The sequence below is a fragment of the Caballeronia arvi genome (genome assembly GCF_001544695.2).
GTDB classification, from domain to species: Bacteria; Pseudomonadota; Gammaproteobacteria; order Burkholderiales; family Burkholderiaceae; genus Caballeronia; species Caballeronia arvi.
Map to the genome: position 1 here is coordinate 20,874 of NZ_FCOM02000009.1, position 22,781 is coordinate 43,654.

The 22,781-nt window shown below is 63.5% G+C and carries 24 protein-coding genes and 1 riboswitch; of the genes, 6 read left to right on the forward strand and 18 right to left on the reverse strand.

Going from position 1 to position 22,781, the window contains the following annotated elements; genetic code table 11:
- Window positions 1–101: 101 nt before the first annotated feature.
- From AWB74_RS12855 to AWB74_RS12915, 13 genes are all read right to left on the reverse strand, one after another.
- Window positions 102–1,013, reverse strand: coding sequence for an MBL fold metallo-hydrolase (locus AWB74_RS12855; protein ID WP_061147149.1), 912 nt, complete (start codon window positions 1,011–1,013; stop codon window positions 102–104).
- Window positions 1,010–1,606 (reverse strand): DUF1289 domain-containing protein, encoded by a 597-nt coding sequence (locus tag AWB74_RS12860; RefSeq protein ID WP_087038975.1) that lies wholly within the window; start codon window positions 1,604–1,606, stop codon window positions 1,010–1,012. Before AWB74_RS12860 ends, AWB74_RS12855 begins: the two co-directional genes overlap by 4 nt.
- Window positions 1,603–2,100 (reverse strand): YbaK/EbsC family protein, encoded by a 498-nt coding sequence (locus tag AWB74_RS12865; protein WP_061147150.1) that lies wholly within the window; start codon window positions 2,098–2,100, stop codon window positions 1,603–1,605. The genes AWB74_RS12860 and AWB74_RS12865 overlap by 4 nt, the downstream gene beginning before the upstream one ends.
- 27 nt (window positions 2,101–2,127) lie before the next feature.
- Window positions 2,128–3,051, reverse strand: a complete 924-nt coding sequence (locus AWB74_RS12870; protein WP_061147151.1) for a hydroxymethylglutaryl-CoA lyase — start codon at window positions 3,049–3,051, stop codon at window positions 2,128–2,130.
- A gap of 23 nt (window positions 3,052–3,074) precedes the next feature.
- The gene (locus AWB74_RS12875) at window positions 3,075–4,016 is read right to left on the reverse strand and encodes a 2-hydroxyacid dehydrogenase (protein ID WP_061147152.1); all 942 of its coding nucleotides are present in this window, start codon (window positions 4,014–4,016) and stop codon (window positions 3,075–3,077) included.
- 12 nt (window positions 4,017–4,028) lie between these two features.
- Entirely contained in the window at window positions 4,029–5,072 is a 1,044-nt protein-coding gene (bioB, locus tag AWB74_RS12880) for a biotin synthase BioB (RefSeq protein ID WP_061147153.1), read from the reverse strand.
- 4 nt (window positions 5,073–5,076) lie between these two features.
- Window positions 5,077–5,778 (reverse strand): dethiobiotin synthase, encoded by a 702-nt coding sequence (gene bioD, locus AWB74_RS12885; protein ID WP_061147154.1) that lies wholly within the window; start codon window positions 5,776–5,778, stop codon window positions 5,077–5,079.
- Window positions 5,775–6,968, reverse strand: a complete 1,194-nt coding sequence (gene bioF, locus AWB74_RS12890) for an 8-amino-7-oxononanoate synthase (protein WP_061147155.1) — start codon at window positions 6,966–6,968, stop codon at window positions 5,775–5,777. Before bioF ends, bioD begins: the two co-directional genes overlap by 4 nt.
- Window positions 6,965–8,272 carry an adenosylmethionine--8-amino-7-oxononanoate transaminase gene (locus AWB74_RS12895; RefSeq protein ID WP_061147156.1) on the reverse strand — a complete coding sequence of 436 codons (1,308 nt, stop codon included), beginning with the start codon at window positions 8,270–8,272 and terminating at the stop codon, window positions 6,965–6,967. Before AWB74_RS12895 ends, bioF begins: the two co-directional genes overlap by 4 nt.
- Window positions 8,273–8,545: 273 nt before the next feature.
- Entirely contained in the window at window positions 8,546–9,802 is a 1,257-nt protein-coding gene (locus AWB74_RS12900; RefSeq protein WP_061147157.1) for a dienelactone hydrolase family protein, read from the reverse strand.
- Window positions 9,803–10,131: 329 nt separating this feature from the next.
- On the reverse strand, window positions 10,132–10,551 hold the full coding sequence (locus AWB74_RS12905; protein WP_061147158.1) for a YchJ family protein: 420 nt from the start codon (window positions 10,549–10,551) through the stop codon (window positions 10,132–10,134).
- Window positions 10,548–11,156 carry a glutathione S-transferase family protein gene (locus AWB74_RS12910; protein WP_087038980.1) on the reverse strand — a complete coding sequence of 203 codons (609 nt, stop codon included), beginning with the start codon at window positions 11,154–11,156 and terminating at the stop codon, window positions 10,548–10,550. The genes AWB74_RS12905 and AWB74_RS12910 overlap by 4 nt, the downstream gene beginning before the upstream one ends.
- Before the next feature lie 20 nt (window positions 11,157–11,176).
- Complete coding sequence (locus AWB74_RS12915; protein WP_061147160.1) at window positions 11,177–11,854, reverse strand: SDR family oxidoreductase; 678 nt, start codon at window positions 11,852–11,854, stop codon at window positions 11,177–11,179.
- A 118-nt stretch (window positions 11,855–11,972) separates the two neighbouring features.
- On the opposite strand from AWB74_RS12915, the gene ubiM reads away from it, so the two are divergent.
- The 3 genes from ubiM to AWB74_RS12930 all read left to right on the forward strand — a co-directional run bounded on the left by ubiM (window position 11,973) and on the right by AWB74_RS12930 (window position 13,917).
- Window positions 11,973–13,175, forward strand: a complete 1,203-nt coding sequence (gene ubiM / locus AWB74_RS12920) for a 5-demethoxyubiquinol-8 5-hydroxylase UbiM (RefSeq protein WP_235024559.1) — start codon at window positions 11,973–11,975, stop codon at window positions 13,173–13,175.
- An 87-nt stretch (window positions 13,176–13,262) separates the two neighbouring features.
- Window positions 13,263–13,514: a hypothetical protein gene (locus tag AWB74_RS12925; protein WP_143749215.1), complete on the forward strand. Its 252-nt coding sequence runs from the start codon at window positions 13,263–13,265 to the stop codon at window positions 13,512–13,514.
- Complete coding sequence (locus AWB74_RS12930; RefSeq protein ID WP_061147162.1) at window positions 13,501–13,917, forward strand: type II toxin-antitoxin system VapC family toxin; 417 nt, start codon at window positions 13,501–13,503, stop codon at window positions 13,915–13,917. Before AWB74_RS12925 ends, AWB74_RS12930 begins: the two co-directional genes overlap by 14 nt.
- 43 nt (window positions 13,918–13,960) lie before the next feature.
- Here the strand turns inward: AWB74_RS12930 and AWB74_RS12935 are convergent, their stop codons facing one another.
- Genes AWB74_RS12935 through AWB74_RS12950 form a run of 4 tightly spaced genes read right to left on the reverse strand, consistent with a single transcriptional unit; the run spans window position 13,961 to window position 18,230 of the window.
- Window positions 13,961–15,166 carry an acetyl-CoA C-acetyltransferase gene (locus tag AWB74_RS12935; RefSeq protein ID WP_061147163.1) on the reverse strand — a complete coding sequence of 402 codons (1,206 nt, stop codon included), beginning with the start codon at window positions 15,164–15,166 and terminating at the stop codon, window positions 13,961–13,963.
- A complete protein-coding gene (gene can / locus AWB74_RS12940; RefSeq protein ID WP_061147164.1) occupies window positions 15,159–15,935 on the reverse strand; it encodes a carbonate dehydratase in 777 nt (258 codons plus the stop codon). The genes AWB74_RS12935 and can overlap by 8 nt, the downstream gene beginning before the upstream one ends.
- A 23-nt stretch (window positions 15,936–15,958) precedes the next feature.
- Complete coding sequence (aceK, locus tag AWB74_RS12945) at window positions 15,959–17,761, reverse strand: bifunctional isocitrate dehydrogenase kinase/phosphatase (RefSeq protein ID WP_061147324.1); 1,803 nt, start codon at window positions 17,759–17,761, stop codon at window positions 15,959–15,961.
- A 46-nt stretch (window positions 17,762–17,807) separates the two neighbouring features.
- Complete coding sequence (locus AWB74_RS12950) at window positions 17,808–18,230, reverse strand: MerR family transcriptional regulator (RefSeq protein ID WP_061122269.1); 423 nt, start codon at window positions 18,228–18,230, stop codon at window positions 17,808–17,810.
- A 105-nt stretch (window positions 18,231–18,335) separates the two neighbouring features.
- Between AWB74_RS12950 and AWB74_RS12955 the strand changes: the two genes are divergently transcribed.
- Window positions 18,336–19,409 carry an MBL fold metallo-hydrolase gene (locus AWB74_RS12955; protein ID WP_061147165.1) on the forward strand — a complete coding sequence of 358 codons (1,074 nt, stop codon included), beginning with the start codon at window positions 18,336–18,338 and terminating at the stop codon, window positions 19,407–19,409.
- Between the two features lie 4 nt (window positions 19,410–19,413).
- Here the strand turns inward: AWB74_RS12955 and AWB74_RS12960 are convergent, their stop codons facing one another.
- On the reverse strand, window positions 19,414–21,009 hold the full coding sequence (locus tag AWB74_RS12960; protein WP_061147325.1) for an ABC transporter substrate-binding protein: 1,596 nt from the start codon (window positions 21,007–21,009) through the stop codon (window positions 19,414–19,416).
- A gap of 183 nt (window positions 21,010–21,192) precedes the next feature.
- Window positions 21,193–21,372, forward strand: a riboswitch (yybP-ykoY riboswitch).
- Between the two features lie 88 nt (window positions 21,373–21,460).
- On the opposite strand from AWB74_RS12960, the gene AWB74_RS12965 reads away from it, so the two are divergent.
- Window positions 21,461–22,471, forward strand: coding sequence for a sodium:calcium antiporter (locus tag AWB74_RS12965; protein WP_061147166.1), 1,011 nt, complete (start codon window positions 21,461–21,463; stop codon window positions 22,469–22,471).
- A 19-nt stretch (window positions 22,472–22,490) separates the two neighbouring features.
- The gene (locus tag AWB74_RS12970) at window positions 22,491–22,715 is read left to right on the forward strand and encodes a hypothetical protein (protein WP_061147167.1); all 225 of its coding nucleotides are present in this window, start codon (window positions 22,491–22,493) and stop codon (window positions 22,713–22,715) included.
- Window positions 22,716–22,781: the final 66 nt, after the last annotated feature.

Consider the following 22,781-nt stretch of genomic DNA (forward strand, 5'->3'; position numbering starts at 1 on the left):
GAAATAGTGTCGCGCTACGATGTCTTGGACGTTGATCACGTCCCTATGATTCTGCCGCTTGCCGTAGCTGACAAGCGGCTTTCTTTTTGGCGGTGCGCTTGCTACGCCGCCGACACGACGTCGCCGCTCACCTTCACCGAGCCGCCGCGCGCCAGTTCCCCGACCATGTTTTCGATGAGCGTCCTGCGTTCGTGAGACGCCGCGAGCGTATCGGCGGCGGCGCGCATCGCGCGGGCGTGTTCCGTCATCGAAAGGATCGCGTCCAGCGTCATCGTGCGCACTTCCATCAGCTTGAAGACGATCAGCACCTTGAGCGCGTTCTTCGCGTTGCGCGCGGGATCGGCACGCAGATAGTCGAGACGTGAAGCCGCTGTATCGAGCGCACGCTTGACATCCGTGAACGGCGCGCCGTGGCCGGGAATCACGATATCCACGTCGAGCCGTGCGATCAGATCGAGCACCGCGCGCTCTTCCGCGAAGCCGCTGTCGCCTTCGAGTTCGGGGAAGATCACGCCGAAGCCGTTTTCCCACAACGCATCCGCGCTGATGAGCACGCGCGTTTCCGGACAATGGAGCATGAGCGAATGCGGATCGTGGCCCGGCGCGCCGAGCACGTTCCAGTCGAAGCCGCCGAGCGCGAGCATCATGCCGTTGTCGATCGTGCCCGTGAAGCCGAACCGGTCGCAGCGCTGGCCGGTCGCGCGGAACGTGAGCGCGTCTTCGTCCCACGCGCGCACGGCGTGCGCCTCGCTCGCGGGAATCAGCGTGTCGCACGCGTAAGTCTGCTGAAGCAGCGCGTTGCCGCCGCAATGATCCGAATGCAAATGCGTATTGACGATGAGATCGAGCTTGCGCGCGCCGAGCGTCTGCCTGACGAGCGCGAGCGTCTGCGGCGCATGCGACGCGTAGCCGGTATCGACGATCGCCGTGCCTTCGGCGCTATCGAACAGCACGTTGTTCGACGAGAGCCAGCCGCGCTCGAAGACCGTCATCGACTCGGGGAGCGCCTTCACGCGCGTTGCTCCAATGGCATGACGACGATGGTCGCCGTCGCCTTCATCACCGTTTCGCCGAGCTGATTGCGCGCGCCGCCTTCGAGCTTCACGAGATCGCCGTCGAGGCTCGGCTTCCATTTCGCTTCGGTGACGCGCCAATGCATCGTGAGGACGTCGTTCGCCTTCACCGCGCGCGTCAGCCTGATGCCGAACTCGAGACCGAGCGGCTGCGCGTCGCGCGAAAAATGCGCGGCGAGCATCGCCATCAGATGCGCGGTCGGCTGCGTGCCCGATGCGATGAGCGTGCCGAAGCGGCTTGCGCGCGCGTAGGCGTCGTCGTGATGCAGCGGGTTCGTGTCGTTGACGAGCGTCGCGAAGTGCCTGATCGAGTCGGGCGGCAGTTCGAGCATCGCGTCGAAGGATTCGCCGATCGTCACGACACGCGCGCCTTGTCTGCGGCTCTCGACGCGCGCGAGCACTGCGCGCTTGGCGTCATCGTCGTAAGCGGCCCACGCGGCGATTTCGTCGATGGTGCGACAGCAGCCGTCGCAGAAGCCGGTTTCCGGATTCATGCGACAGACATCGACGCACGGCGACGCTACGGCGGTCACGACTCCGCAGTCTCGCGCAACGCTACATCGACGACCGGCGCGCCCGTCAGCTCGACCAATTCCTGCGGCGAGAGATTAAACACCGCATGCGGATGCCCGGCCGCGGCCCACAGACTTTCGAGCGCGAGCAAGTCCTCGTCGATGAGCGTGACCGGCGTGACCGCGTGGCCGATCGGACACACGCCGCCGATCGCGTAGCCGGTCTTCTCGCGCACGAACTTCGCGTCCGCGCGCGCCAAAGCGCCGACGCGCGCCGCGACCTTCGCTTCATCGACGCGATTCGCGCCGCTCGCGATCACCAGCACGGGCGCGTCGTCTTCCTTGCGGCGAAAGAGGATCGACTTCGCGATCTGCGCAACCGCGCAGCCGAGCCCGGCCGCCGCTTCCGCCGAAGTCTTGCCGGTTTCGGGCAGCATCACGACATCGTGCGGATGCCCGCGTTCCTTCAGCAACAGCGCGACGCGGCGCGCCGATTCCGGTAATGAATCGATCATCGTGTTCCTTTCGTGTTCCTTTCGTGTTCACGCGCAGGCTGCGACGCCATCGCGCTTTTTCGTGAAGATCGCCTTGCCTGCACGCGACGAACTTGGCTTGTCGATCGCGCGCGAAATGAAGTCGCCGATCTCGACGAGCTGATCCAGATCGACGCCCGTCTCGATGCCGAGTCCGTTCATCAGATACACCACGTCTTCCGTCGCGACATTGCCGGTCGCGCCCTTCGCATACGGACAGCCGCCGAGACCCGCGACCGACGCGTGGTAAATCTCGATGCCTTCGAGCAGCGCCGCATAGATATTGCCGATGGCCTGGCCGTACGTATCGTGGAAATGCCCGGAAAGACGTTCGCGCGGAAACACCTTCTGCGCCGCCGCCATCACTTCGCGCGTGCGTTTCGGCGTGCCGATGCCGATGGTATCGGCGATATCGATTTCATCGCAGCCGAGCGCCTTCATGCGCTCGACGACATCCACGACCGATTCGATGCTCACTTCGCCCTGATACGGACAGCCGAGCGCGCAGGAAATGCTGCCGCGCAGCCGCATGCCCGCGTCCTTCGCGGCTTTCGCGACCGGCTCGAAGCGCGCGATGCTTTCCGCGATGCTGCAATTGATGTTCTTCTGCGAGAACGCTTCGCTCGCCGCGCCGAAGATCACGATTTCATCGGCTTTCGATTCGAGCGCGCCTTCGAAGCCGCGCATGTTCGGCGTCAGCACCGAGTAGATCGTGCCCGGACGGCGCTCGATGCCGGCCATGACGGCGGCGGCGTCAGACATCTGCGGCACCCATTTCGGCGACACGAACGACGTCGATTCCACATTGACGATGCCCGCGCTCGCGAGCCGGTTCACCAGCTCGATCTTGGTTTCGGTGGGGACGAACTGCTTTTCGTTCTGCAGGCCGTCGCGCGGCCCGACTTCGACGATTTTCACTTTTGACGGAATCATGTCTCTCTCCTTTCGATGTGTTCTCAGTATCCGCGCCTGAAATCGACGATGCCGCTGATGGGCTCGCCGCGCGCGAGCGCCCTGATCTTGCCCGCGATCTGCACGATGCTTTCCTCGCGCAGCGTTTCCGCGGAAATATGCGGCGTGATCGTCACGCGCGGATGCGTCCAGAACGCGTGATCCTGCGGCAGAGGCTCGGTGTGGAAGACATCGAGCGTCGCGGCGGCGAGCTGGCCGCTGTCGAGCGCGGCGAGCAGATCGTCATCGACGAGATGCGGGCCGCGCGCCACGTTCACCAGATACGCGCCGCGCGCGAGCTTGCCGAACGTGCGCCCGTTCAGAATGCCTTCGGTGTCCGGCGTGTGCGGCAGCAGATTGATGAGCACCTTGACGCCATCGAGAAAGGCGTCGAAGTTCTCCGGTCCCGCGTGGACCTGAACACCTTCGATCGTCTTCGGCGTGCGACTGTAACCGCGCACCGGAACGCCGAGTTTCAGCAAACTCTTCGCGACTTCACCGCCGAGCACGCCGAGCCCGAGCACGCCGACCGTGAACGATTCGCGCGCGTGCTGCGGCAGCTTCTGCCAACGATGTTCGTGCTTCAGCGCTTCGTATTCATCGAAGCGGCGCATGTAGCGCAGCACGCAATACGTCGCGTATTCGATCATCTGCTGCGCCATGCCGGTGTCTTCCAGACGCACGAGCTTCGCGTTCGGCGGCAGCGTGCCGGGTTCCTTGCGCTCGACATCGAGAATCGCATCGACGCCCGCGCCCAGATTGAACACGGCCTGAAGATCGGGGCGATTCGCGAAAAGCTCGCGCGGCGCGCGCCAGACGATCGCGTAATCGGCGCTCGCGGTGTCGCCCGGCTCCCACACGCGCAGGTCCGCGTCCGGCAGTTCGCGGCGCAGGCCGCCGAGCCAGGCGTCGAGATCGGCGCCCTTTTCGTAGAAGATGATTTTCATGGCCGCTTCGGTTTAGTTCGCGTGCTTATGTCCGCAGGCACGCTCTGCCGTCTCCACGCCGACATTTTGCGCGGCCTGAGCGCGCATGCCCAGCCGCTCGATCAGCTTGCGGTCGGCTTCGGCTTGCGGGTTGCTCGTCGTCAGAAGCTGATCGCCGTAGAAGATCGAATTCGCGCCCGCGGCGAAGCACAGCGCCTGCAGCGCTTCGTCCATCTGCTCGCGACCGGCCGAGAGACGCACCATCGCCTTGGGCATCGTGATGCGCGCGACCGCGATCGTCCTCACGAACTCGAACGGATCGAGCGCTTCGGTGCCGGTGAGCGGCGTGCCCGCGACCTGTACGAGATTGTTGATCGGCACCGATTCCGGATACGGCTCCATGTTCGCGAGCTGCGAGATCAGCCCCGCGCGCTCGCGCCGCGATTCGCCCATGCCGACGATCCCGCCGCAGCACACGTTGATGCCCGCGTCGCGCACGCGTTCCAGCGTGTCGAGACGGTCCTGATAGGTGCGCGTCGAGATGATCTGGCCGTAGAACTCCGGCGATGTGTCGAGATTGTGGTTGTAGTAATCGAGGCCCGCATCGCTCAAGGCCTGCGCCTGATGCGTCTCCAGCATGCCGAGCGTCACGCAGGTTTCGAGGCCCATCGCCTTGACGCCGCGAATCATCTCCTTGATCGGTTCGAGATGGCGATCCTTCGGATTGCGCCACGCCGCGCCCATGCAAAAACGCGTCGCGCCGTTGGACTTCGCGACTTCGGCGGCCTTCAGGACTTCATCGACGTCCATCAGCTTTTCGGCCTTCAGACCCGTGTCGTGATGAACCGACTGCGGGCAGTACGCACAGTCTTCCTCGCAGCCGCCGGTCTTGATCGACAGCAGCGTGGACAACTGCACCGCGTTCGGATCGAAATGTTCGCGATGCACGGTCTGCGCGCGATACAGCAGATCGTTGAACGGCAACGCGTACAGCGCGACGACATCGGCGACGCGCCAGCGCTGCATCGGTTGCGGCGTGGCCGTGGAAGGGGTCTCGGCGGCGATTTGTTGCGTCATGGTGTCAATCCTTTCGATGAAGCGGGTCTGTCAGAAGGCCGATGTCAAGCGTTTCGGCGGCGCGCTTTGCGTCGTTCGGCGTGAGATGCGGGATCACGCCGATGAGCGGCGCGTCGATGCGTTGTTTCAGTGAAGCGATGTTTTCGTCGGGATACAGCATGTCCGGATCGACGCGATTCGCGACCCAGCCCGCGAGCTTCAGGCCGCGCGACGCGATCGCTTCGGCGGTCAGAAGCGCATGGCTGATGCAGCCGAGCCGCATGCCGACGACGAGCACGACGGGCAGATTCAGCGCGAGCGCGAGATCGGCGGTGTCGTGCGTGTCGGTGAGCGGCACGCGAAAGCCGCCGACGCCTTCCACGACGACGATATCCGCTTGCGTGACTGCAAAGCGATGCGCGTCGACGATCCTCGAAATGTCCAGCGCGATGTCTTCGCGTCGGGCCGCGATATGCGGCGCGATCGGCTCGCGCATCATGAACGGCGTGCGAATGTCGTTCGGCAGCGCGACGTTCGCGGCGGCGTCGAGCTGATCGGCGTCTTCGTTGTGCAGCACGCCGTCGCGCAGGATCGCGCCCGAGGCGATCGGCTTCATCGCGGCGGCGCGCAGGCCCGCCCGCGCGAAACCGTGAAGCAGCGCGCAGGAGACGAAGGTCTTGCCGATTTCCGTATCGGTGCCGGCGACGAAGAAAGACAAGGCGGTCATAGCGTACTCAAAGCGTGATCGAGGCGCGCGAGATCGTCGTCGCTGTGCGCGGCGGACAGCGAAATGCGCAGGCGCGATGTGTTTTGCGGCACCGTCGGCGGACGAATCGCGGGCACCCAGAGGCCGTGCTTGTCGAGCGCGGCGGCGATGGCCAGCGTTTCATCGTTGCCGCCGATCACGAGCGGCTGCACGGCCGTATGCGAATCGACGGGCATCCAGCGCGTGCGTTTCAACATCGCGCGCGTGGTTTCGATGAGCGACGCGAGATGCGCGCGCCGCTGATCGCCTTCATCGCCCGCGATGATTTCGATGCTCTTCGACACCGCATGCGCGACGGCCGGCGGCGACGCCGTCGTGAAGATATACGGACGCGCGCGCTGCACGAGCCATTCGACGACGGTTTCATCCGCCGCGACGAACGCGCCCGACACGCCCGCTGCCTTGCCTAGCGTGCCGACATAGACGAGATGCGGCGAGCGCAACCGGAGCGCCGCGAGCGCGCCGCGTCCTTGCGGGCCGAGCACGCCGAAGCCGTGCGCGTCGTCGACGATGAGCCACGCGCCGTACTTTTCCGCGAGCTCGGTGAGACGCGCGAGCGGCGCGATATCGCCGTCCATGCTGAACACCGTGTCGGTGACGATGAGTTTCGTCGATGCATCGTCGCGCGACGCGTCGAGCATCGCGTCGAGCGCCTGCATGTCGGCGTGCGGATAAATCTGCGTCTGTGCGCGCGAAAGGCGCACGCCGTCGATCAGCGACGCGTGGTTCAGCGCGTCGGAGAACACGAGCGTGCCGCGTCCGGCGAGCGCGGTCACGATCGCGAGATTCGCCATGTAACCGGTGCTGAAATAAAGCGCGCGCGGGTTGTCGACGAAACCGCCCGAGAACGCGGCGAGATCGTCTTCCAGTTGCGCGTGCGCGCGCGAATGGCCGCCGAGCAGATGCGAGCCGCCGCTGCCCGCGCCGTAGCGCGATGCCCCTTCCGCGAGCGCCGCGCGGATCGCGTCGTGCGCGGCGAGGCCGAGGTAATCGTTGCTCGCGAAGCCGATGATCTCGCGGCCATCGACCGTCATATGCGCGGAGCACGCGCTGTCGATGGTCTTGCGGCGGCGTCGCAGGCCGCGCGCGTCGATATCGGCGAGGCCTTGTTTCAGCGTGTCGTAGAGCGCTTGCGATGTATTAGTGTTCATGCGGTCCCGCCAAGCGTGGCGTCGAGGGTGTCGTGCGTGCGTTGCGCGAGGAGCACGAGTTCGTCGTCGGTGAGGATGTATGGCGGCATCGCGTAGACCGTCGTGCCGATCGGACGCATCAGCAGTTCGCGCTGCAAGGCGTTGGCGAAGAAACGGCGCGAGAACGTCTTGTCGTCGATATCGACATCGAACGCGAAGATCGTGCCGCGATTGCGCAGGTTCTTCACGCGTTCGTGTTTGCCGAGCCGCGCTTCGAACGCTTCGCGCAGCAGCGCCGACTTACGGCGATTCTCCACAAGCACGTTCGCGCTGTCGAACAGATCGAGCGTCGCCAGCGCGGCGCGGCACGCGAGCGGGTTGCCCGTGTACGAATGCGAATGCAGGAAGCCGCGCGTGACGTCGTCGTCGTAGAAAGCGGCGTAGATTTCGTCGCGCGTGAGCACGATCGAAAGCGGCAGGTAACCGCCGCTGATGCCTTTCGACAGGCAGATGAAATCCGGCCAGATGTTCGCCTGCTCGCACGCGAAAAAAGTACCGGTGCGCCCGCAGCCGACCGCGATTTCATCGGCGATCAGATGCACGCCGAACTCGTCGCACAGCGCGCGCAAACGCGAAAGATACGACGCGTCGTACATCGCCATGCCCGCCGCGCATTGCACGAGCGGCTCGACGATCACCGCCGCGAGATGCGATGCGCGTTGCTCGAACAGCGCGCGCATCGCGGCGATGGCTTCGTCGACACTGACCGCGGCCGGCGATGCGACCACGTGCGCATGGCGAATCAGCGGATCGTAAGCGTCCTTGAAAATGGCGACGTCGGTGACGCCGAGCGCGCCGATCGTCTCGCCGTGGTAGCTGTTTGCGAGGCACGCGAATTCGCGTTTTTCGCTTTGCCCGCGATTGCGCCAGAAGTGAAAGCTCATTTTCAGCGCGATCTCAACCGCCGACGCGCCATCCGACGCGAAAAACGCATGACCGAGCGTGCGCTGCGTGAGCGCCGACAGACGCTCGGCCAGTTCGACGGCGGGTGCGTGCGTGCAGCCCGCGAGCATCGCGTGTTCGAGCGTGTCGAGCTGATCTTTCAGCGCGCGGTTGATGTCGTCGTTCGCGTGGCCGAAGAGGTTGACCCACCACGAACTGATCGCATCGAGATAGCGGCGGCCTTCGTGGTCGTAGAGCCACACGCCCTTGCCGCGCGCGATCGGCACGAGCGGCACGCGCTCGTGATGTTTCATCTGGGTGCACGGATGCCACACGGCTGCAAGCGAGCGGGCGACCCAGTCCTGATTGGCTTCTGTGTTCAAAAACGGCTCCCAGGCCCGCGCGCGGTGCGGACCGGATACGTCGGGCAGGCCTCGAAGCGCCTGCGTTGCTGGGAAAACTGCGTGCATCAATTATCCCTAAAACGTGCGCAACCTTCCGTAATCGGAAGGTTTTTTGGTCATGCGTGCGTGCGTGATGGAAATGCGAAAACGCGCTATCGGACGTAACTTCGCTGATTTCGACGCGTTGTCGCGCGAAAGATGCAAAAACGCCGGCGCGAGGCCGGCGTTCGAGGGAAACGGGAAAGGGCGCTTTCAGCGCGAAGCGGTCCGCGTCTCGGCCGCGGGATCGTTCCAGACGACGCGATTGTTCACCGCGTAGAGCCTGCACGGGTCGGCGCTCTGCTTCTGGCAGCTCGCGATGGCGACGGACATCGGATCGTCGCCGCCTTCGGCCCACGACCACGCGCCGGAATCCGATACGGCGAACGCGCGGCTCGAATACTGCGACAGGAAGTTGCGATAGCCCGCGCGGCCGTTTTCATCGAGGAACGGCACGGACTGCACGGCGTCGAGGTCCGCGAAGGCGGTCGCCTTCGGCATGTGCGGCTCGGAAACCTGATACTGCACGGACGTCGGCATGCCGATCTGCGCGAGGAACGCCTTCACGCGCGGCCACCAGATCTGCACGCCGTCGCGATCGCCGACGAGCCGATGTGCGTCGTTCTTGTAGGTGCCGAAATCGACCATGTTCGCGCGCGCGCCGTGCGACGTGAACGCGGTGTACATCTGTGCGGACAAATCGCCTTGCCAGACCGAATCGTTGTCGCCGTAAAGCCACAGCGACGGCAGACGCACATGCTCGCCGTAAGCGCCGAACGCGTTGACGAGATTTTTCTGCCAGCCCGCGCATTCGTCCTGACGCAGACCGCCCGAAAAGTTGATGAGACCGCGCACGCCGGGCGCCGCGACGGCATCGCGCGCGCCGTAGGCGATCGCCGTCAGGCCGCCGTGCGACGTGCCTGCGACGACGATATGCGTATGGTCCACATACGACTGCGCGCTCATGTACGCGACGGTCGCGGCGACGTCCTGCGCCTGCGCGAAACCGTTCGCCTCGACGTTGCAGCCGTTGCCGGCGTACTCGCCGCCCGAGCCCGCGAAGCCGCGGCGATTCGGCACGACCACGACGTAGCCGTGGCGCACGAACTCACGCGCGAGCGCGACCGGACGATTGCGCGGCTGCGCGTGCGAATCGCCGGGAAGCTTGCCGTGATTGAAGACGATCATCGGGAACGGGCCCGCGCCGTCGGGTTTGAACACCGTGGTTTCGAGCGCGATATCGCCTTCGGGGATCTGGACGACGGATTCGTTCAGACCATTCGTGACGGCGGGCAGGCCGGCGTCGAGCGAATCGGGAATGTGCGAGAGGGTCGCGCTGAACGCGGGCGCCTGGAGACCTTCGGACTGACGCACGCCGCCGATCGGTTCGGCGCGCACGGCGGATGTGACGAACGACGTCGCGAGCGAGCACACCATGCTGCATCCGACTAACCAGGTTCTGATCGCCATCCGTTGAACTCCGACTGCGCTTCCAATCAATGCGTTGATACGGCGTGGCCCCAAAGACATCTTTTGAAGTCAAACCTATCGCGCTGCTCGTGAAGAGCAGTATCGGCTGCGGGTTCCGGGAGTCATGTCTGAAAAAGACATGACAATTGGCTTCAAAACGGGGCTTCGCTGCGAGTGTCCGGGCACGGGAATGACTGCGCCCTGACATGTACAGAGATTAACCGTTCAAAATTGCACTGCACAATAAGTGCAACCCCGTAACTGTTTAATCTGAAAGAATATTTTTAGGAAATTAGTACCGTCGCGCCCTCATATTCTTAAAAGGATATTTAGCTTTCTTTTACCTGACCGTCGACGTATATCCAGCGTCCTTCGCCATTGCGGGTGAAGCGGCTCGCTTCGTGCAGCCGATGCGCGCGCCCGCCCACCTTGTAGCGCGCGACGAACTCGACTTCCTCGTGATTCCTGTCTATCGGCGTATGGCGTTTTATCTGAAGCCCGAGCCAGCGCGTGCCGGCGTCGGAGGCATCGAGATCGGGCGGGCAGGTCGATTCGGCCCACGTCGCGCGCAGATACGCCGTGTCGCCGAGCACGTAGGCGGTGTAGCGCGAGCGCATCAGTTCCATCGCGTTTGCGGGCGTTTCGTTGCGTTCGATGAAACGCCCGCAGCAATCGTCATAGCGCGGCGCGCGTGAATTCGGGCGCTGGTCGGGCGCGGCGCCGCCGCACGGGCAATCCACCGGCTTCATTGATCCACGCCCGGCATCTCGACATGACGCGGCTGGCTGCGCACGCGATCGAGCCACGCACGGATCGCCGGATAGCGCGACAGATCGAGATTCGCTTCATCGGCGACATGCGTGTACGCGTAGAGCGCGATATCGGCGATGCTGTAGCGCTCGCCGACGAAAAACGTGCGCGTCGCGAGATGCTGCTCCATCACGTCGAGCGCGCGGTACGAGCCGGCGATTTTTTCGGGGAGCCGTGCATCGTCGGGCTTCTTCAGGAATTGCAGGATGAACCGCGCCACCGCGACGAACGGCTCGTGACTGTACTGCTCGAAGAACATCCATTGCAGCACTTGCGCGCGTTCGAGGCGGTCGGTCGGGATCAGCGGCGAGCCATCGGCGAGATAGCTGATGATCGCGCCGGATTCCGAGAGCGCGGTTTCATCGTCGATGACGAGCACCGGCACCTTGCCGTTCGGGTTGAGTTTTCTGAACGCGTCGGTGCGCGTCGCGCCGTGCATCATGTCGACTTCATGCCACACGTAAGGCAGGCCGAGCTGTTCGAGGACTAGGCGAACCTTGTAGCAGTTGCCCGATGCGGACACGCCATGTACCTGATAAGTCACGTTTGCTCCGGTCTGTGGTTTCACCATTCGAGCTTCGTGCCGTCGTACTGGACGAAGCTGCCGTTGAATTGCTCGCGCATCGCGCCTGCTTCGGCGATGACCGCGCGCATGCCCGATACGCTGTGCGCCACATCGATCGCCGCCGACGGGCCGCCCATCTCCGTGCGCACCCAGCCCGGATGCAGCGCGATGCACGCCGAATGACGCGATTCGATCGACGCCGACTTGAGCGCCGAATTGAGCGCCGCCTTGCTCGCGCGATACAGCCAGCCGGTCGTGCCGCTCGCCTCGGCGATGCTGCCCATCTTGCTCGACACGACCGCGAGCACGCCGCCGGCGGCATCGGTGAGCGGCAGCAGCACGGGCAACAGTTGCATCGGGCCGCGCACGTTGGTGTGCATCACCTGGTCGAAATCCTCCGCGCCGATAGTTTCGACGCCTTCCGTGCGCGGACCGTACACACCCGACACGACGATCGCGACATCGAGTCTTTCTTCGTCGAGCTGCCACGCGAGCGCGGCGATCTGCTCGGGCTGCGTGACATCGAGGGGGAAGGTTTGCGCGCCCATCGCGTCGAGCGCGGAGAGCGAAGTTTTGTCGCGGGCCGTGGCGAGCACGCGCCAGCCGTCGCGGGCATATTCGCGCGCGAACTCGTGGCCGAGGCCGCGCGACGCGCCGACGATCAATACCGTTTTCATGAGCGATACGTTCCGTTGGTTGCCGACCTTGCGACTATAGCGCGCGACCCGCGGTCGCGCCGCGCGCGCCGGCGTTTCGGCTATCGTTGTGCGCTTTCGAATACGTAAGACCAGAAAGATGATGCATACCGATGTCGTGATCGTCGGCGCGGGGCCGGCGGGTTTGTGTCTCGCGAATGCGTTGAGCGGTGCGGGTCTGTCGATCGTGCTGATCGAGCCGCAGAGCATCGAGGTGCTTCGCGACCCCGCCTTCGACGGACGCGAGATCGCGATGACGCAGAAATCCGTCGCGTACCTGAAGACGCTCGGCGCGTGGGAGCGCATCGATGCGCACGCGAAATCGCAACTCTCCGACGCGCGTGTGTTCAACGGATCGTCGCCGTTTTCGATGAAGATCGGCCATGCGCTGAGCGGTCACGCCGAGCTCGGCTGGCTGGTGTCGAATCATCTGATCCGGCGCGCGGCGTTCGAAGCGGTCGAGCATGCTCGCGATTCGGGCGCGGAGATCCGCGTGATGGCGTCGGAGCGCGTGATCGATGTCGATACCGACGCCTGCGGCGCGCGCGTGCGGCTCGAGAGCGGCGCGACGATCACGGCGCAGCTCGTCGTGGCGGCGGACAGCCGGTTCTCTACGACGCGCCGCTTGATGGGCATCGCCGCCCAGATGCACGATTTCGGCAAGTCGATGCTCGTGTGCTGCATGACGCACGAGGCGTCGCACGAACACGCGGCGTGGGAGTGGTTCGGTTTTGAACAAACGCTCGCGCTCCTGCCGATGAACGTCGACCCGGAAAGCGGCGCGCATCGCTCGTCGGTCGTGGTGACGCTCGGCGCGCGCGAGATCGAGCGGCTGAATCGGCTCGACGCGGATGCGTTCAATCGCGAGATCGAACGCCGATTCGAGCGGCGCCTCGGCGCGATGACGCTGCGCTCGACGCGGCATGTCTATCCGCTGGTGTCGGTTTATCCGAAGCGATTCGTCGCGAAGCGCTTCGCCACGGTCGGCGATGCGGCGGTCGGCATGCATCCGGTGACGGCGCACGGGTTCAATTTCGGGCTGACGGGCATCGAAACGCTGTCGGGCGCAATCGCCGAAGCGCACGCGGCGGGAGTCGATATCGCCAGCGATGCGTTGCTTGCGCGTTACGAGCAGAAGCATCGGCACGCGACGCGGCCGCTTTATCTGATCACGCGGTTCATCACGGAGATTTACACGCGGGATTCGCTGCCGGCACGGATCGCGCGGGATGCGATGCTGCGGATCGGGGAGCGGTTGACGCCGTTCAAACGCGCAGTGGCGATGTCGTTGGCGGGTGAGTGAGATTTAGCCTATTTCGTTTGGATGACTAGGTATCTTTCGGGCGGGTTCGATAGAGTGACGGCTGTCGCAACGTCGAAGGAGCCAAGCATGTTCAAGACTATCCGGGCGGAATTGCCGTGGAATATCACCGCCGAAGAGATTCAGGAGTACGCAGAGCAGGCCGCTATCCGGCGCAAGCTTGAGGTGGAAAGCCGCAAAGGGACGCCCGAGGAATATATCGACAGTCCCGAGTACAACGATCGTTTCATCGAGCATCTCCTGAATTTTCCTAAGCTCGACGTGGAGGACAACTTCTTCGATCGTCACCCGGACCGGGGAGCCTCCGATGTATCTGGCTGATACGGACGTGCTCAGCGAAACGAGGCGGGAAGAGCGGGCCAATGAGGGCGTTCGCGCGTTCTTCCGGCAGGCCAGAATTGACGGGCGGGTCGTTCACCTCTCCGTCGTTACAGTCGCGGAACTTCGGCAGGGCGTCGAGCGCGTGCGCCGCAGGGGCGATGCACGGCAGGCCGCGGGGCTCGAGAAGTTGGTGGACAACGTCCTGCGGGAGTACGACAAGAAAATCCTGCCGGCGGGCAAGGAGATCGGCGGGCTATGGGGAAACTTGCGCGCGCCGCATCCTGAACCCGCCCTGGACAAGCTCATCGCTGCAACGGCTATTTTTCACGGGCTGACGGTCGTCACGCGCAACGTCCGAGACTTCAAAGAAACGGGTGTTGAAATGCTGAATCCCTTCGAATAGTGACAACTATTTCGGCCCGGTGCGCCCGGGCCGACTGAAACACTCAAACCAGCTCCAGCCCCATCGCCGTAGCCTCCCCACCTCCGATACACAAACTCGCCACGCCGCGCTTCAAGCCTCGCGCCTTCAACGCCCCGATCAACGTAACAAGAATCCGCGCACCCGAAGCCCCGATCGGATGCCCGAGCGCGCAAGCGCCGCCATTCACATTGACCTTGTCGTGCGGCAGATCGTGATCACGCATCGCGGCCATCGTCACGACGGCGAACGCCTCGTTGATCTCATACAGATCGACATCACCCGCACGCCAGCCGTTCTTCTCGAACAACTTGCTAATGGCGCCCACCGGTGCCGTCGTGAACAGCGCCGGCTGCTGCGCAAACGTGCTATGCCCGACGACGCGCGCAATCGGAGTCACGCCGAGCCGCTTTGCCGTCGATTCGCGCATCATCACGAGCGCTGCTGCGCCGTCCGATATCGACGACGAATTCGCCGCCGTCACCGTGCCGTCCTTGGCGAATGCCGGCTTGAGCGACGGAATCTTCTCGATATTGGCCTTGAACGGCTGCTCGTCGCGACCGACGACGACATCGCCCTTCCTGCCTTGCACGGTAACCGGTGCGATTTCCCATGCAAACGAGCCGTCGTCGTTCGCCCGTTGCGCGCGCCGTAGCGATTCCACCGCGAATGCGTCCTGCGACTCGCGCGAGAACGCATACGACGAAGCGCATTGCTCCGCGAACGTGCCCATCAGGCGGCCTTTCTCGTAGGCGTCTTCGAGCCCGTCGAGGAACATGTGGTCGAGCACCTGAGCGTGCCCCATGCGCATGCCGCCGCGCGCTTTCGGCAGCAGATACGGCGCGTTCGTCATGCTCTCCATGCCGCCCGCGACGATCACGTCGGCGGAGCCCGCAAGCAGCATGTCGTGCGCGAACATCGCGGCGCGCATGCCGGAGCCGCACATCTTGTTGATCGTCGTGCAGCCGGTCGAAAGCGGCAGGCCCGCGCCAAGCGCCGCCTGACGCGCGGGCGCCTGCCCCTGTCCCGCGGGCAGCACGCAGCCCATGATCGCCTCGTCGATCTGTTCGGGCTTCACACCCGCGCGTTCGATCGCCGCGGCAATCGCCGCCGCGCCGAGCTGCGGCGCGGTCAGCGCGGCGAAATCGCCCTGAAACGCGGCCATCGGCGTGCGCGCGGCCGAGACGATGACGATCGGATCCTTCTGCGGGTCTTTCTGTGTCTCACTCATGTTTCATCTCCTTGATGACGTCTTGAATGACGCCGGGAACGTCTCCGAGACGCGCCGCATCGGACACCAGCACGTCGTTTTCCGTGGGATACGCGCCGCCGCGCGTCAATGCGGCGATGCACGACCGGTAAACCGGATCGATTTCTTCCTGAGCGCCGATCATCATGCCCATGTTGCGCAGGCGGCCGTCGTGCACGCCGTAGGTCCAGCCGTGCACGGTGAGTTCCTGTCCGCGCGCCCAGGCATCGTTGACGACGGTCGTGCGGCACACGTTGATGGTTTGCTCGATCGTGTTCAGCTCGACGAGCCGACGATGCCGCGCGTCGCCGATCGGCCAGTCTTCGAGCAGCGCGGCGTGCTTTTCGCGCACGTCCTCGACGTGACGCAGCCAGTTATCGGCGAGACCGACACGCCGTCCGACGAGCGCCGCACCCACGCCCGAGCAGCCGTAATGACCGACGACCATGATGTGCTTCACCTTCAGCAGATCGACGGCGAACTGGATCACCGACAGGCAGTTGAGATCCGAGTGCACGACCACGTTCGCGATGTTCCGATGTACAAACACCTCGCCCGGCGGCAGGCCGATGATCTCGTTCGCCGGTACGCGCGAATCCGCGCAGCCGATCCACAAATACTCGGGCGTCTGCTGATGCGCGAGCCGCTCGAAGAATTTCGCGTCCTCGCCGAGCTTGTGCGCGACCCAGTTCTGGTTGTTCGCGAACAGATGGGCGAGGGGATTGTTGTCGTTGTCTTGGTTCATGTTCATTGAGCAATGCGGGACGTGCGCGCTCAAGCGGCGCGCGCGTCGGATCGTCCGGGCTTCTCGAAGCGCTCCGGATAACGGATGCAGAATCGGACGTCCCGGTCATAGGGAAAGAAGTCGGCGAGTTCGCCGCGCAGCAGTTGTTCCTTGTAATGCTGCCAGAGCGCGGGATCGAAGAAATCCGCGTGATGGCGCATGAACGCTTCGCGCACGCGCGGATCACCGAGCAAAAACGTGCCGTACGTCTCGGGAAAGATATCGTGCGGTCCGACGGTATACCACGGTTCGCCGGACATTTCGTCTTCCTCGAAACGCGGCGGCGGCACGCTGCGCACGTTGCAATCGGTCAGATACTCGATTTCATCGTAGTCGTAGAACACGACGCGACCGTGCCGCGTCACGCCGAAGTTCTTGTACAGCATGTCGCCGGGAAAGATGTTGGCCTGGATCAACTGTTTGATCGCATCGCCATACTCTTTGATGCCGTGATCGATTTCGTCAGCGCTCGCGTTCTTCAGGAACAGATTGAGCGGCAACAGGCGGCGCTCGATATACACGTGCCCGATGACGAGATTATCGCCTTCGTATTCGATCATCGAGGGCGCTTCGTTTTCGAGCTCGCGGATGAGTGCGTCATCGAGACGCGCGACCGGAAGCGCGACACTCGAATATTCGAGCGTGTCAGCCATGCGGCCCAAACGGTCATGCCGCTTCACGAGCTGATACTTGTCCTGGATCTTCTGCCGCGTGGTTTCCTTCGGCGGAGGGAATGCGTCCTTGATGAGCTTGAACACATACGGAAACGAAGGCAGCGTGAAGACGATCATCACGAGCCCCTTGATGCCGGGCGCGACGATGAACTTATCGCTCGAATGCGACAGATGATGCAGCAAGTCGCGATAGAAATCGTTCTTGCCCTGCTTCTGCAAACCCACCGACGTATAGATTTCCGCTTTCGGCTTACGCGGCATGATCGTGGCGAGGAACTGCACGAACGCCGACGGCACTTCCATGTCGACGAGAAAGTACGAGTGCGAGAAGCTGAAGATGATGAGCACCTGCTCGCGCGACAGCAGCACGGTATCGAGCGCGAGCAGGCGAGGCGACGTGTGCCGGATCGCGATGGCGAAGGGCAGGAGCGCATCGCCGTTGATGATGCGCCCGACGATATACGCCGCCTTGTTGCGAAAGAACAGCGACGACAGCACGTGAATCTGAAAATTCGGCGCGGGCGTGAGATCGCCGAAGGTGTCTTTCAGCGTCTGCATCACGCATTGCACGTCGCGCGTCAGGTCTTCGAACGGCGGCTCGAGCTGAAAGTTCGTAACGATGCGCTCGATCGTCGCGGCGAGGCCGTCGCGTTCCGGGTAATACGCGCGATACGTAGGCTTCGCGGCGGGTTCGTCGTTTTCGATGTATTCGGTCGAGATCGCGGGCCGCACGAAGATGAAATCGTTGTTGAAGTACGAGCGATGCAGGATCTTGCAGCACACCGAGTTGAAGAACGTCTCCGCGCATTCCGGCTGTCGATGCGTCGTCAGCAAGCCGATGTAATGCAGCTTGATCTGCTGCCAGACGTCGTCGTCGATGTTCTCGGCGTCGTATTCGTCTTCGAGCAGCGCCACGCATTCGGCGACGCGCTCGTCATACGACGTGATGCGGTCGCGCGCGAGCTGCTGCACCGCGAGCCATTCGGCGCGCTCGAACAGCGTCTTCGCCTCGATCGCGGCCTCGCGAAACACGCGGTAATGATGCTCGAAGCCTTCGAGTATCGTCTTGGCGACATCGAAGCCGATTTGCGACGAGAGCAGCTTGGGGAAGTGATTCATGTCGGCCATTCACTCCGCACGTTGACGTCAGCGCGTTGACTTCGGATCACGCGGCTTTCGGTTTGCGCGCGCGCTTCTCCATGCCCGCCGCGAGCAGCGCGCGTCCCTGTTCCTCGTAGGCAGCGAGCTCCGCGAGCGTCGTGTTCAGGTCTTCGAGCTGGCGCGTCAGCACTTCGCGATGCGCGGCGATCGTATCGACGAAAGCCTGAAGCTGCGTCGCGGTGCCGGTGGGCGAATCGTAGAGATCGAGCAGCGTGCGAATTTCCGACAGCGTAAAGCCGAGCCGCTTGCCGCGCAGCGTGAGCTTCAGCCGCGTGCGGTCGCGCGGCGAGTACACGCGCCGCAGGCCGTTCGCGCCTTCGCGTTTCGGCGCGAGCAGGCCCTGATCTTCGTAGAAGCGGATCGCGCGCGGCGTGATGTCGAACTCGCGCGCCAGTTCGGTGATCGTGTAGTGCGTCGGTTGAGTCATCGCGGGCGGACAGCGCAAAAGCGCGCGCAACGTTAGAATGGACGTTTACGTTATCGTCAACGTAGCCAATTTGCAACGCGGCGCAAACCCGGAGGCAGACACCGAATGAACGCACTCGAACACCAGCTCGACTATGTTTTCGCCGACGCATTGCCGGAATCGGGCGGCGTCAGGGAAGTGGCGCCGGGCGTGTTCTGGCTGCGCATGCCGCTGCCGTTCGCGCTCGATCACATCAATCTCTGGCTGCTGCGCGACGAAATCGACGGTGAAGAGGGCTGGACCGTCGTCGATTGCGGCATTTCGAGCGACACGATCCGCGCGAACTGGGAGCGCGTGTTCGAAACCGTGCTCGACGGCCTGCCGGTGCTGCGCGTGATCGTCACGCATTGCCATCCGGATCATCTCGGCCTGGCCGACTGGCTTTGCAAGGGCGGAGACAAAGCGCGCTGGAACGTGCGCCTGTGGATTTCGCTCGGCGAATACGCGATGGGCCGCGTGATGGCCGCCGGCGATGGCTCCAACGCGGGCGGCGAGCGCGCGGCGGCGCATTTCGCGGCGCACGGTCTGACCGACGCGGCCTCGCTCGACGCCTTGCGCAACCGTGACAGCTATTACCCGACGCTCGTGCCGTCGATTCCCGCGGAATACCGGCGTATCCGCAATGGCGATGTCATCAGGATCGGCGCGCGTGACTGGGAAGTAGTGACGGGTTACGGTCATTCGCCCGAACACACCGCGCTGTTTTCTGCAACGGACAAGCTGCTTATTTCCGGCGACATGGTGTTGCCGCGCATCTCGACGAACGTATCGGTGTTCGCGATCGAGCCGGAAAGCAATCCGCTCGCGCTCTATCTGGAATCGCTCGGCCGCTACGAAACGATGCCCGCCGATACCCTCGCGCTTCCGTCGCACGGCAAGCCGTTTCGCGGCGTGCAGACGCGCATCGGGCAATTGCGGGAGCATCATCGCGCGCGGCTGGCGGAAGTGCGCGAGGCCTGCGCGCAGCAACCGTGCAGCGCTGCCGATATCGTGCCGATCATGTTCAAGCGCAAGCTCGACATTCATCAGATGACGTTCGCGCTCGGCGAAGCGCTCGCGCATCTGAATCTGCTCTGGCTCGATGGAATCCTGAAGCGTGAAACCGGCGATGACGGTGTGATCCGTTTCTCGCCGGCCTGATCATTTACTGCACCGAAACGCCGCCGAAATTCACGCGCCCGAACGGACTCACGCCATAACCGCTGACGTTAGCGCGCGTGAGTGCCGCCGCAGTCGGATAGACGAGCGGAATCCACAACGCCTGATCGTGGATGATCTTCTGCGCATCGACATACGCCTTCGTGCGTTTCGCGACATCGGGCGTAGCCTTGCCATCGGCGATGAGCTTGTCGAGTTGGGGATCGCAATAACGCGCGAAGTTGATGCCCGACTTCACCGCATTGCAACTGAATAGCGGCGACAGGTAATTGTCGGGATCGCCGTTATCGCCCGCCCAGCCCATGAACAGCATGTCGTGCTGACCTTGCTTGGCCTCCTTGATCAGCTCGCCCCATTCGATGATTTTCACCTGCGCCTTCACGCCGATCTTCGCGAGATCGGCTTGCAGCAGTTCGGCGCCCGCCTTGGGATTCGGGTTCAGCACGCTGCCGTTCGGACGCACCCAGATGGTCGTGTCGAAGCCGTTCGGAAAGCCCGCGTCGGCGAGCAGCTTCTTCGCATCATTCGCGGAGTACTTGTACGCCGCAATGTTCTTGTCATAACTCCACGTATTCGGCGGATACGGATTCACGGCTTGCGTCGCCGTGTTGTCGAAGACGGTTTTCATGTACGTCGTGCGATCGAACGCCATGTTGATCGCCTGACGCACCTTCGGATTGTCGAGCGGTTTTTTCTGCGTGTTGAGCGCGACGAACGCCGTCATGAACGCGGGCGCCTCGCTGACTTTCAGCGACTTGTCCTTCTTCGCATCGAGCACGTCCTGCGGCTTCGGCGACAGCGCGATCTGGCATTCGCCCGCCTTGATCTTCTGCGCGCGCACGGCCGCGTCGGGCGTGATCGCGTAGATCAGGCGATCGATCTTCGGTTTCGTGCCCCAATACGACGGATTGACGTCGTAGCGAATGATCGAGTCCTTCGTATAGATCTTCAGCACGAACGGGCCGGTGCCGATCGGCTTGCTGTTCAGATCGGTCTGCTGGTTGGCCTTAAGCAACTTGTCCGCGTATTCCGACGAATAGATCGATGCGAAGCCCATCGTGAGAATCGGCACGAAGGTCGCGTTCGGCTCGTTGAGCTCGAATTTCACGGTGTGGTCGTCGACTTTCGTCACGGCCTTGATCAGCTTCACGAGGCCCATCGACTGCGCGTGCGGAAAGCCGCTCGCGCCCGCGATCTTGTGCCACGGATTGCTGTCCGAGAGCATGCGCTCGAACGTGAATACGACGTCGTCGGCGGCGAGCGGGCGCGTCGGCTTGAAGTAATCGGTCGCTTGGAACTGAACGTTCGGACGGAGATGGAAGGTGTAAGTCAGCCCGTCGCCGCTCACGTCCCACTTCTCGGCGAGCGAGGGCACGACTTTCTTCGTGGCTTCATCGTAGGAGACGAGCGTGTTGAAAATGACATCCGCGGATGCGTTGGTCGTCACGAGCGAATTGAACTGCACGACATCGAAACCGTCCGGGCTCGATTCGGTGCAGACGGTAAGCGGTTTGGACATCGCGAGCATCGGCGCGGCGAAGCATGCGAGGGCCGTAGCCGCGGCGAGGAGTTTGAAACGCATGAGATCTCCCGTGATCTTCATTCTTGTTCGTGGATGAGCGAGGGGCACGCGCAGCAAGCGGCGCGCCCGGCGCGGCTAGCGTAGCGAATGCGTGCGCCTTCGACAACGATTCGATCGGCATACGCTTATACGGCGCGCTTCGATCGGATGCACGCGCGGCTTGCCGAAACGGGGTGCATCGGGCTAAACTTGCGCCGTCTTTGGGGAGTAGCCTTCCTTCGCGTGCGAAGGAGAACGCGTCAACATCCTCGGCTCTGCTGCCGTGGCGCGTTCGACCGGAACGGTTTGGCGAGACCATCGATGCGCTATGTCGTTCCTGGTCGGACGGCGCGTGGCGCATCGTGGTTCGCTCGACGTCCGGCCGTGGAATCATCGTGTCCCCACAACTACAACATCCCTGTCTTTCGCGCACACTTGCGCGCCCATCGCATTTTTCGATGCGAGGTGCCGCATGACGATGCTCTTTCTCGAACTCGCGCTGATGCTCGCAATCATTCTGATCGCGTCGGAGCTGTTCACGAACGCGCTCGAACATCTCGGCGAGCGGCTCGGCATATCCGAAGGCGTGACCGGATCGCTGTTCGCGGCAGTCGGCACGGCCTTGCCGGAAACGACCGTGCCGATCATCGCGTTGCTCGGCGGCACGTCCAGCCGCGCGGTCAACGAGGAAATCGGCGTTGGCGCGATCCTCGGCGCGCCGCTGATGCTCGCGACGCTTTCCACTTGCCTGATGACGGTCGCGATCCTCAAGTCGCGTGGTTTGCGCGGCAGGATCATGCCGGAGCGCAGCGGCTTCGTGCGCGATCTCAACTTCTTCCTGATTGCGTTCCTGATCGCCTGCGCCGCGATGTTCGTGCCGCATCATGCGTGGCCGGTGCGCGCGATGTTCGCGGCCGGACTCGTCGCGCTGTATGTCATTTATGTGATTTCGACGTTCAGAGCGTCGGCGCGGCTCGTCGAGGGCGGGCACGGGACGGAGGCGCCCGAGGCGTTGTTCGCATCGCGGCTCGGCATGCGGACTTCGCTCGGCTCGATCATGCTGCAGTTTCTCGTGGGCATCGTGCTGCTCGTGGGCGGCGCGAAGGGCTTCATTCATGGCGTCGAGGGCGTCTCGCACGCGCTCGGCATTTCCCCGCTGCTGCTGTCGCTCATCATCATTCCGATTGCGACGGAACTGCCCGAGAAGGTGAACAGCATTCTTTGGGCGCGACGCGGGAAAGACACGCTCGCGTTCGGCAACATCACCGGCGCGATGGTGTTTCAGGGGACGTTGCTGCCTGGGATCGGGATCATGTTGACGCCCTGGGAGCCGCGCGTCGAAGTGCTGACCGGCGTGCTGATCACGCTCGCGGCCGCCGCGTGGTTGCGGCTCAATGCGCGGGTCAATGGCGTCGTGCTGTGGGCGCTGCTCGGCAACGGCGTGCTGTACGGCGCGTATCTCGTGCTGACACTGTCGCGCTGAGGGCGCGCTGAAAAGAAGAATGCCCGCCGAAGCGGGCATCGAGGGCGAAGCGGCGCGCCGACCGATCGGCGCGTTGTCGTTGTTGTTAAAAGGATTATCGGCGCAGAAAAAGAAAACTTTAGACACGCGCCGCATGATCTCGCCCGCCAATGGCTCGCGCCCCGCGGCGATCCCTGACGGAACGCGCCCCGCGGGCGCCATTGCCGAAACTGGGGCGCTTTCCCGCCTCATCTCCGCGCTTTGAAACCGGGCCGCCGACCCGATAATTCGCCGATACCTGCAATGCTGCCGCTCACTGAAATTCGACAAC

Coding starts and splice junctions, on each gene's coding strand:
- aceK (WP_061147324.1), bottom strand. CDS start 17,761: ATGAATCACTTCCCCAAGCTGCTCTCGTCGCAAATCGGCTTCGATGTC.
- AWB74_RS12930 (WP_061147162.1), top strand. CDS start 13,501: ATGTATCTGGCTGATACGGACGTGCTCAGCGAAACGAGGCGGGAAGAG.
- AWB74_RS12950 (WP_061122269.1), bottom strand. CDS start 18,230: ATGACTCAACCGACGCACTACACGATCACCGAACTGGCGCGCGAGTTC.
- AWB74_RS12870 (WP_061147151.1), bottom strand. CDS start 3,051: ATGATTCCGTCAAAAGTGAAAATCGTCGAAGTCGGGCCGCGCGACGGC.
- AWB74_RS12905 (WP_061147158.1), bottom strand. CDS start 10,551: ATGAAGCCGGTGGATTGCCCGTGCGGCGGCGCCGCGCCCGACCAGCGC.
- can (WP_061147164.1), bottom strand. CDS start 15,935: ATGAACATGAACCAAGACAACGACAACAATCCCCTCGCCCATCTGTTC.
- AWB74_RS12960 (WP_061147325.1), bottom strand. CDS start 21,009: ATGCGTTTCAAACTCCTCGCCGCGGCTACGGCCCTCGCATGCTTCGCC.
- AWB74_RS12955 (WP_061147165.1), top strand. CDS start 18,336: ATGAACGCACTCGAACACCAGCTCGACTATGTTTTCGCCGACGCATTG.
- AWB74_RS12865 (WP_061147150.1), bottom strand. CDS start 2,100: ATGATCGATTCATTACCGGAATCGGCGCGCCGCGTCGCGCTGTTGCTG.
- AWB74_RS12915 (WP_061147160.1), bottom strand. CDS start 11,854: ATGAAAACGGTATTGATCGTCGGCGCGTCGCGCGGCCTCGGCCACGAG.
- AWB74_RS12900 (WP_061147157.1), bottom strand. CDS start 9,802: ATGGCGATCAGAACCTGGTTAGTCGGATGCAGCATGGTGTGCTCGCTC.
- AWB74_RS12965 (WP_061147166.1), top strand. CDS start 21,461: ATGACGATGCTCTTTCTCGAACTCGCGCTGATGCTCGCAATCATTCTG.
- AWB74_RS12935 (WP_061147163.1), bottom strand. CDS start 15,166: ATGAGTGAGACACAGAAAGACCCGCAGAAGGATCCGATCGTCATCGTC.
- bioD (WP_061147154.1), bottom strand. CDS start 5,778: ATGACCGCCTTGTCTTTCTTCGTCGCCGGCACCGATACGGAAATCGGC.
- AWB74_RS12925 (WP_143749215.1), top strand. CDS start 13,263: ATGTTCAAGACTATCCGGGCGGAATTGCCGTGGAATATCACCGCCGAA.
- AWB74_RS12875 (WP_061147152.1), bottom strand. CDS start 4,016: ATGAAAATCATCTTCTACGAAAAGGGCGCCGATCTCGACGCCTGGCTC.
- bioB (WP_061147153.1), bottom strand. CDS start 5,072: ATGACGCAACAAATCGCCGCCGAGACCCCTTCCACGGCCACGCCGCAA.
- bioF (WP_061147155.1), bottom strand. CDS start 6,968: ATGAACACTAATACATCGCAAGCGCTCTACGACACGCTGAAACAAGGC.
- ubiM (WP_235024559.1), top strand. CDS start 11,973: ATGATGCATACCGATGTCGTGATCGTCGGCGCGGGGCCGGCGGGTTTG.
- AWB74_RS12970 (WP_061147167.1), top strand. CDS start 22,491: ATGCCCGCCGAAGCGGGCATCGAGGGCGAAGCGGCGCGCCGACCGATC.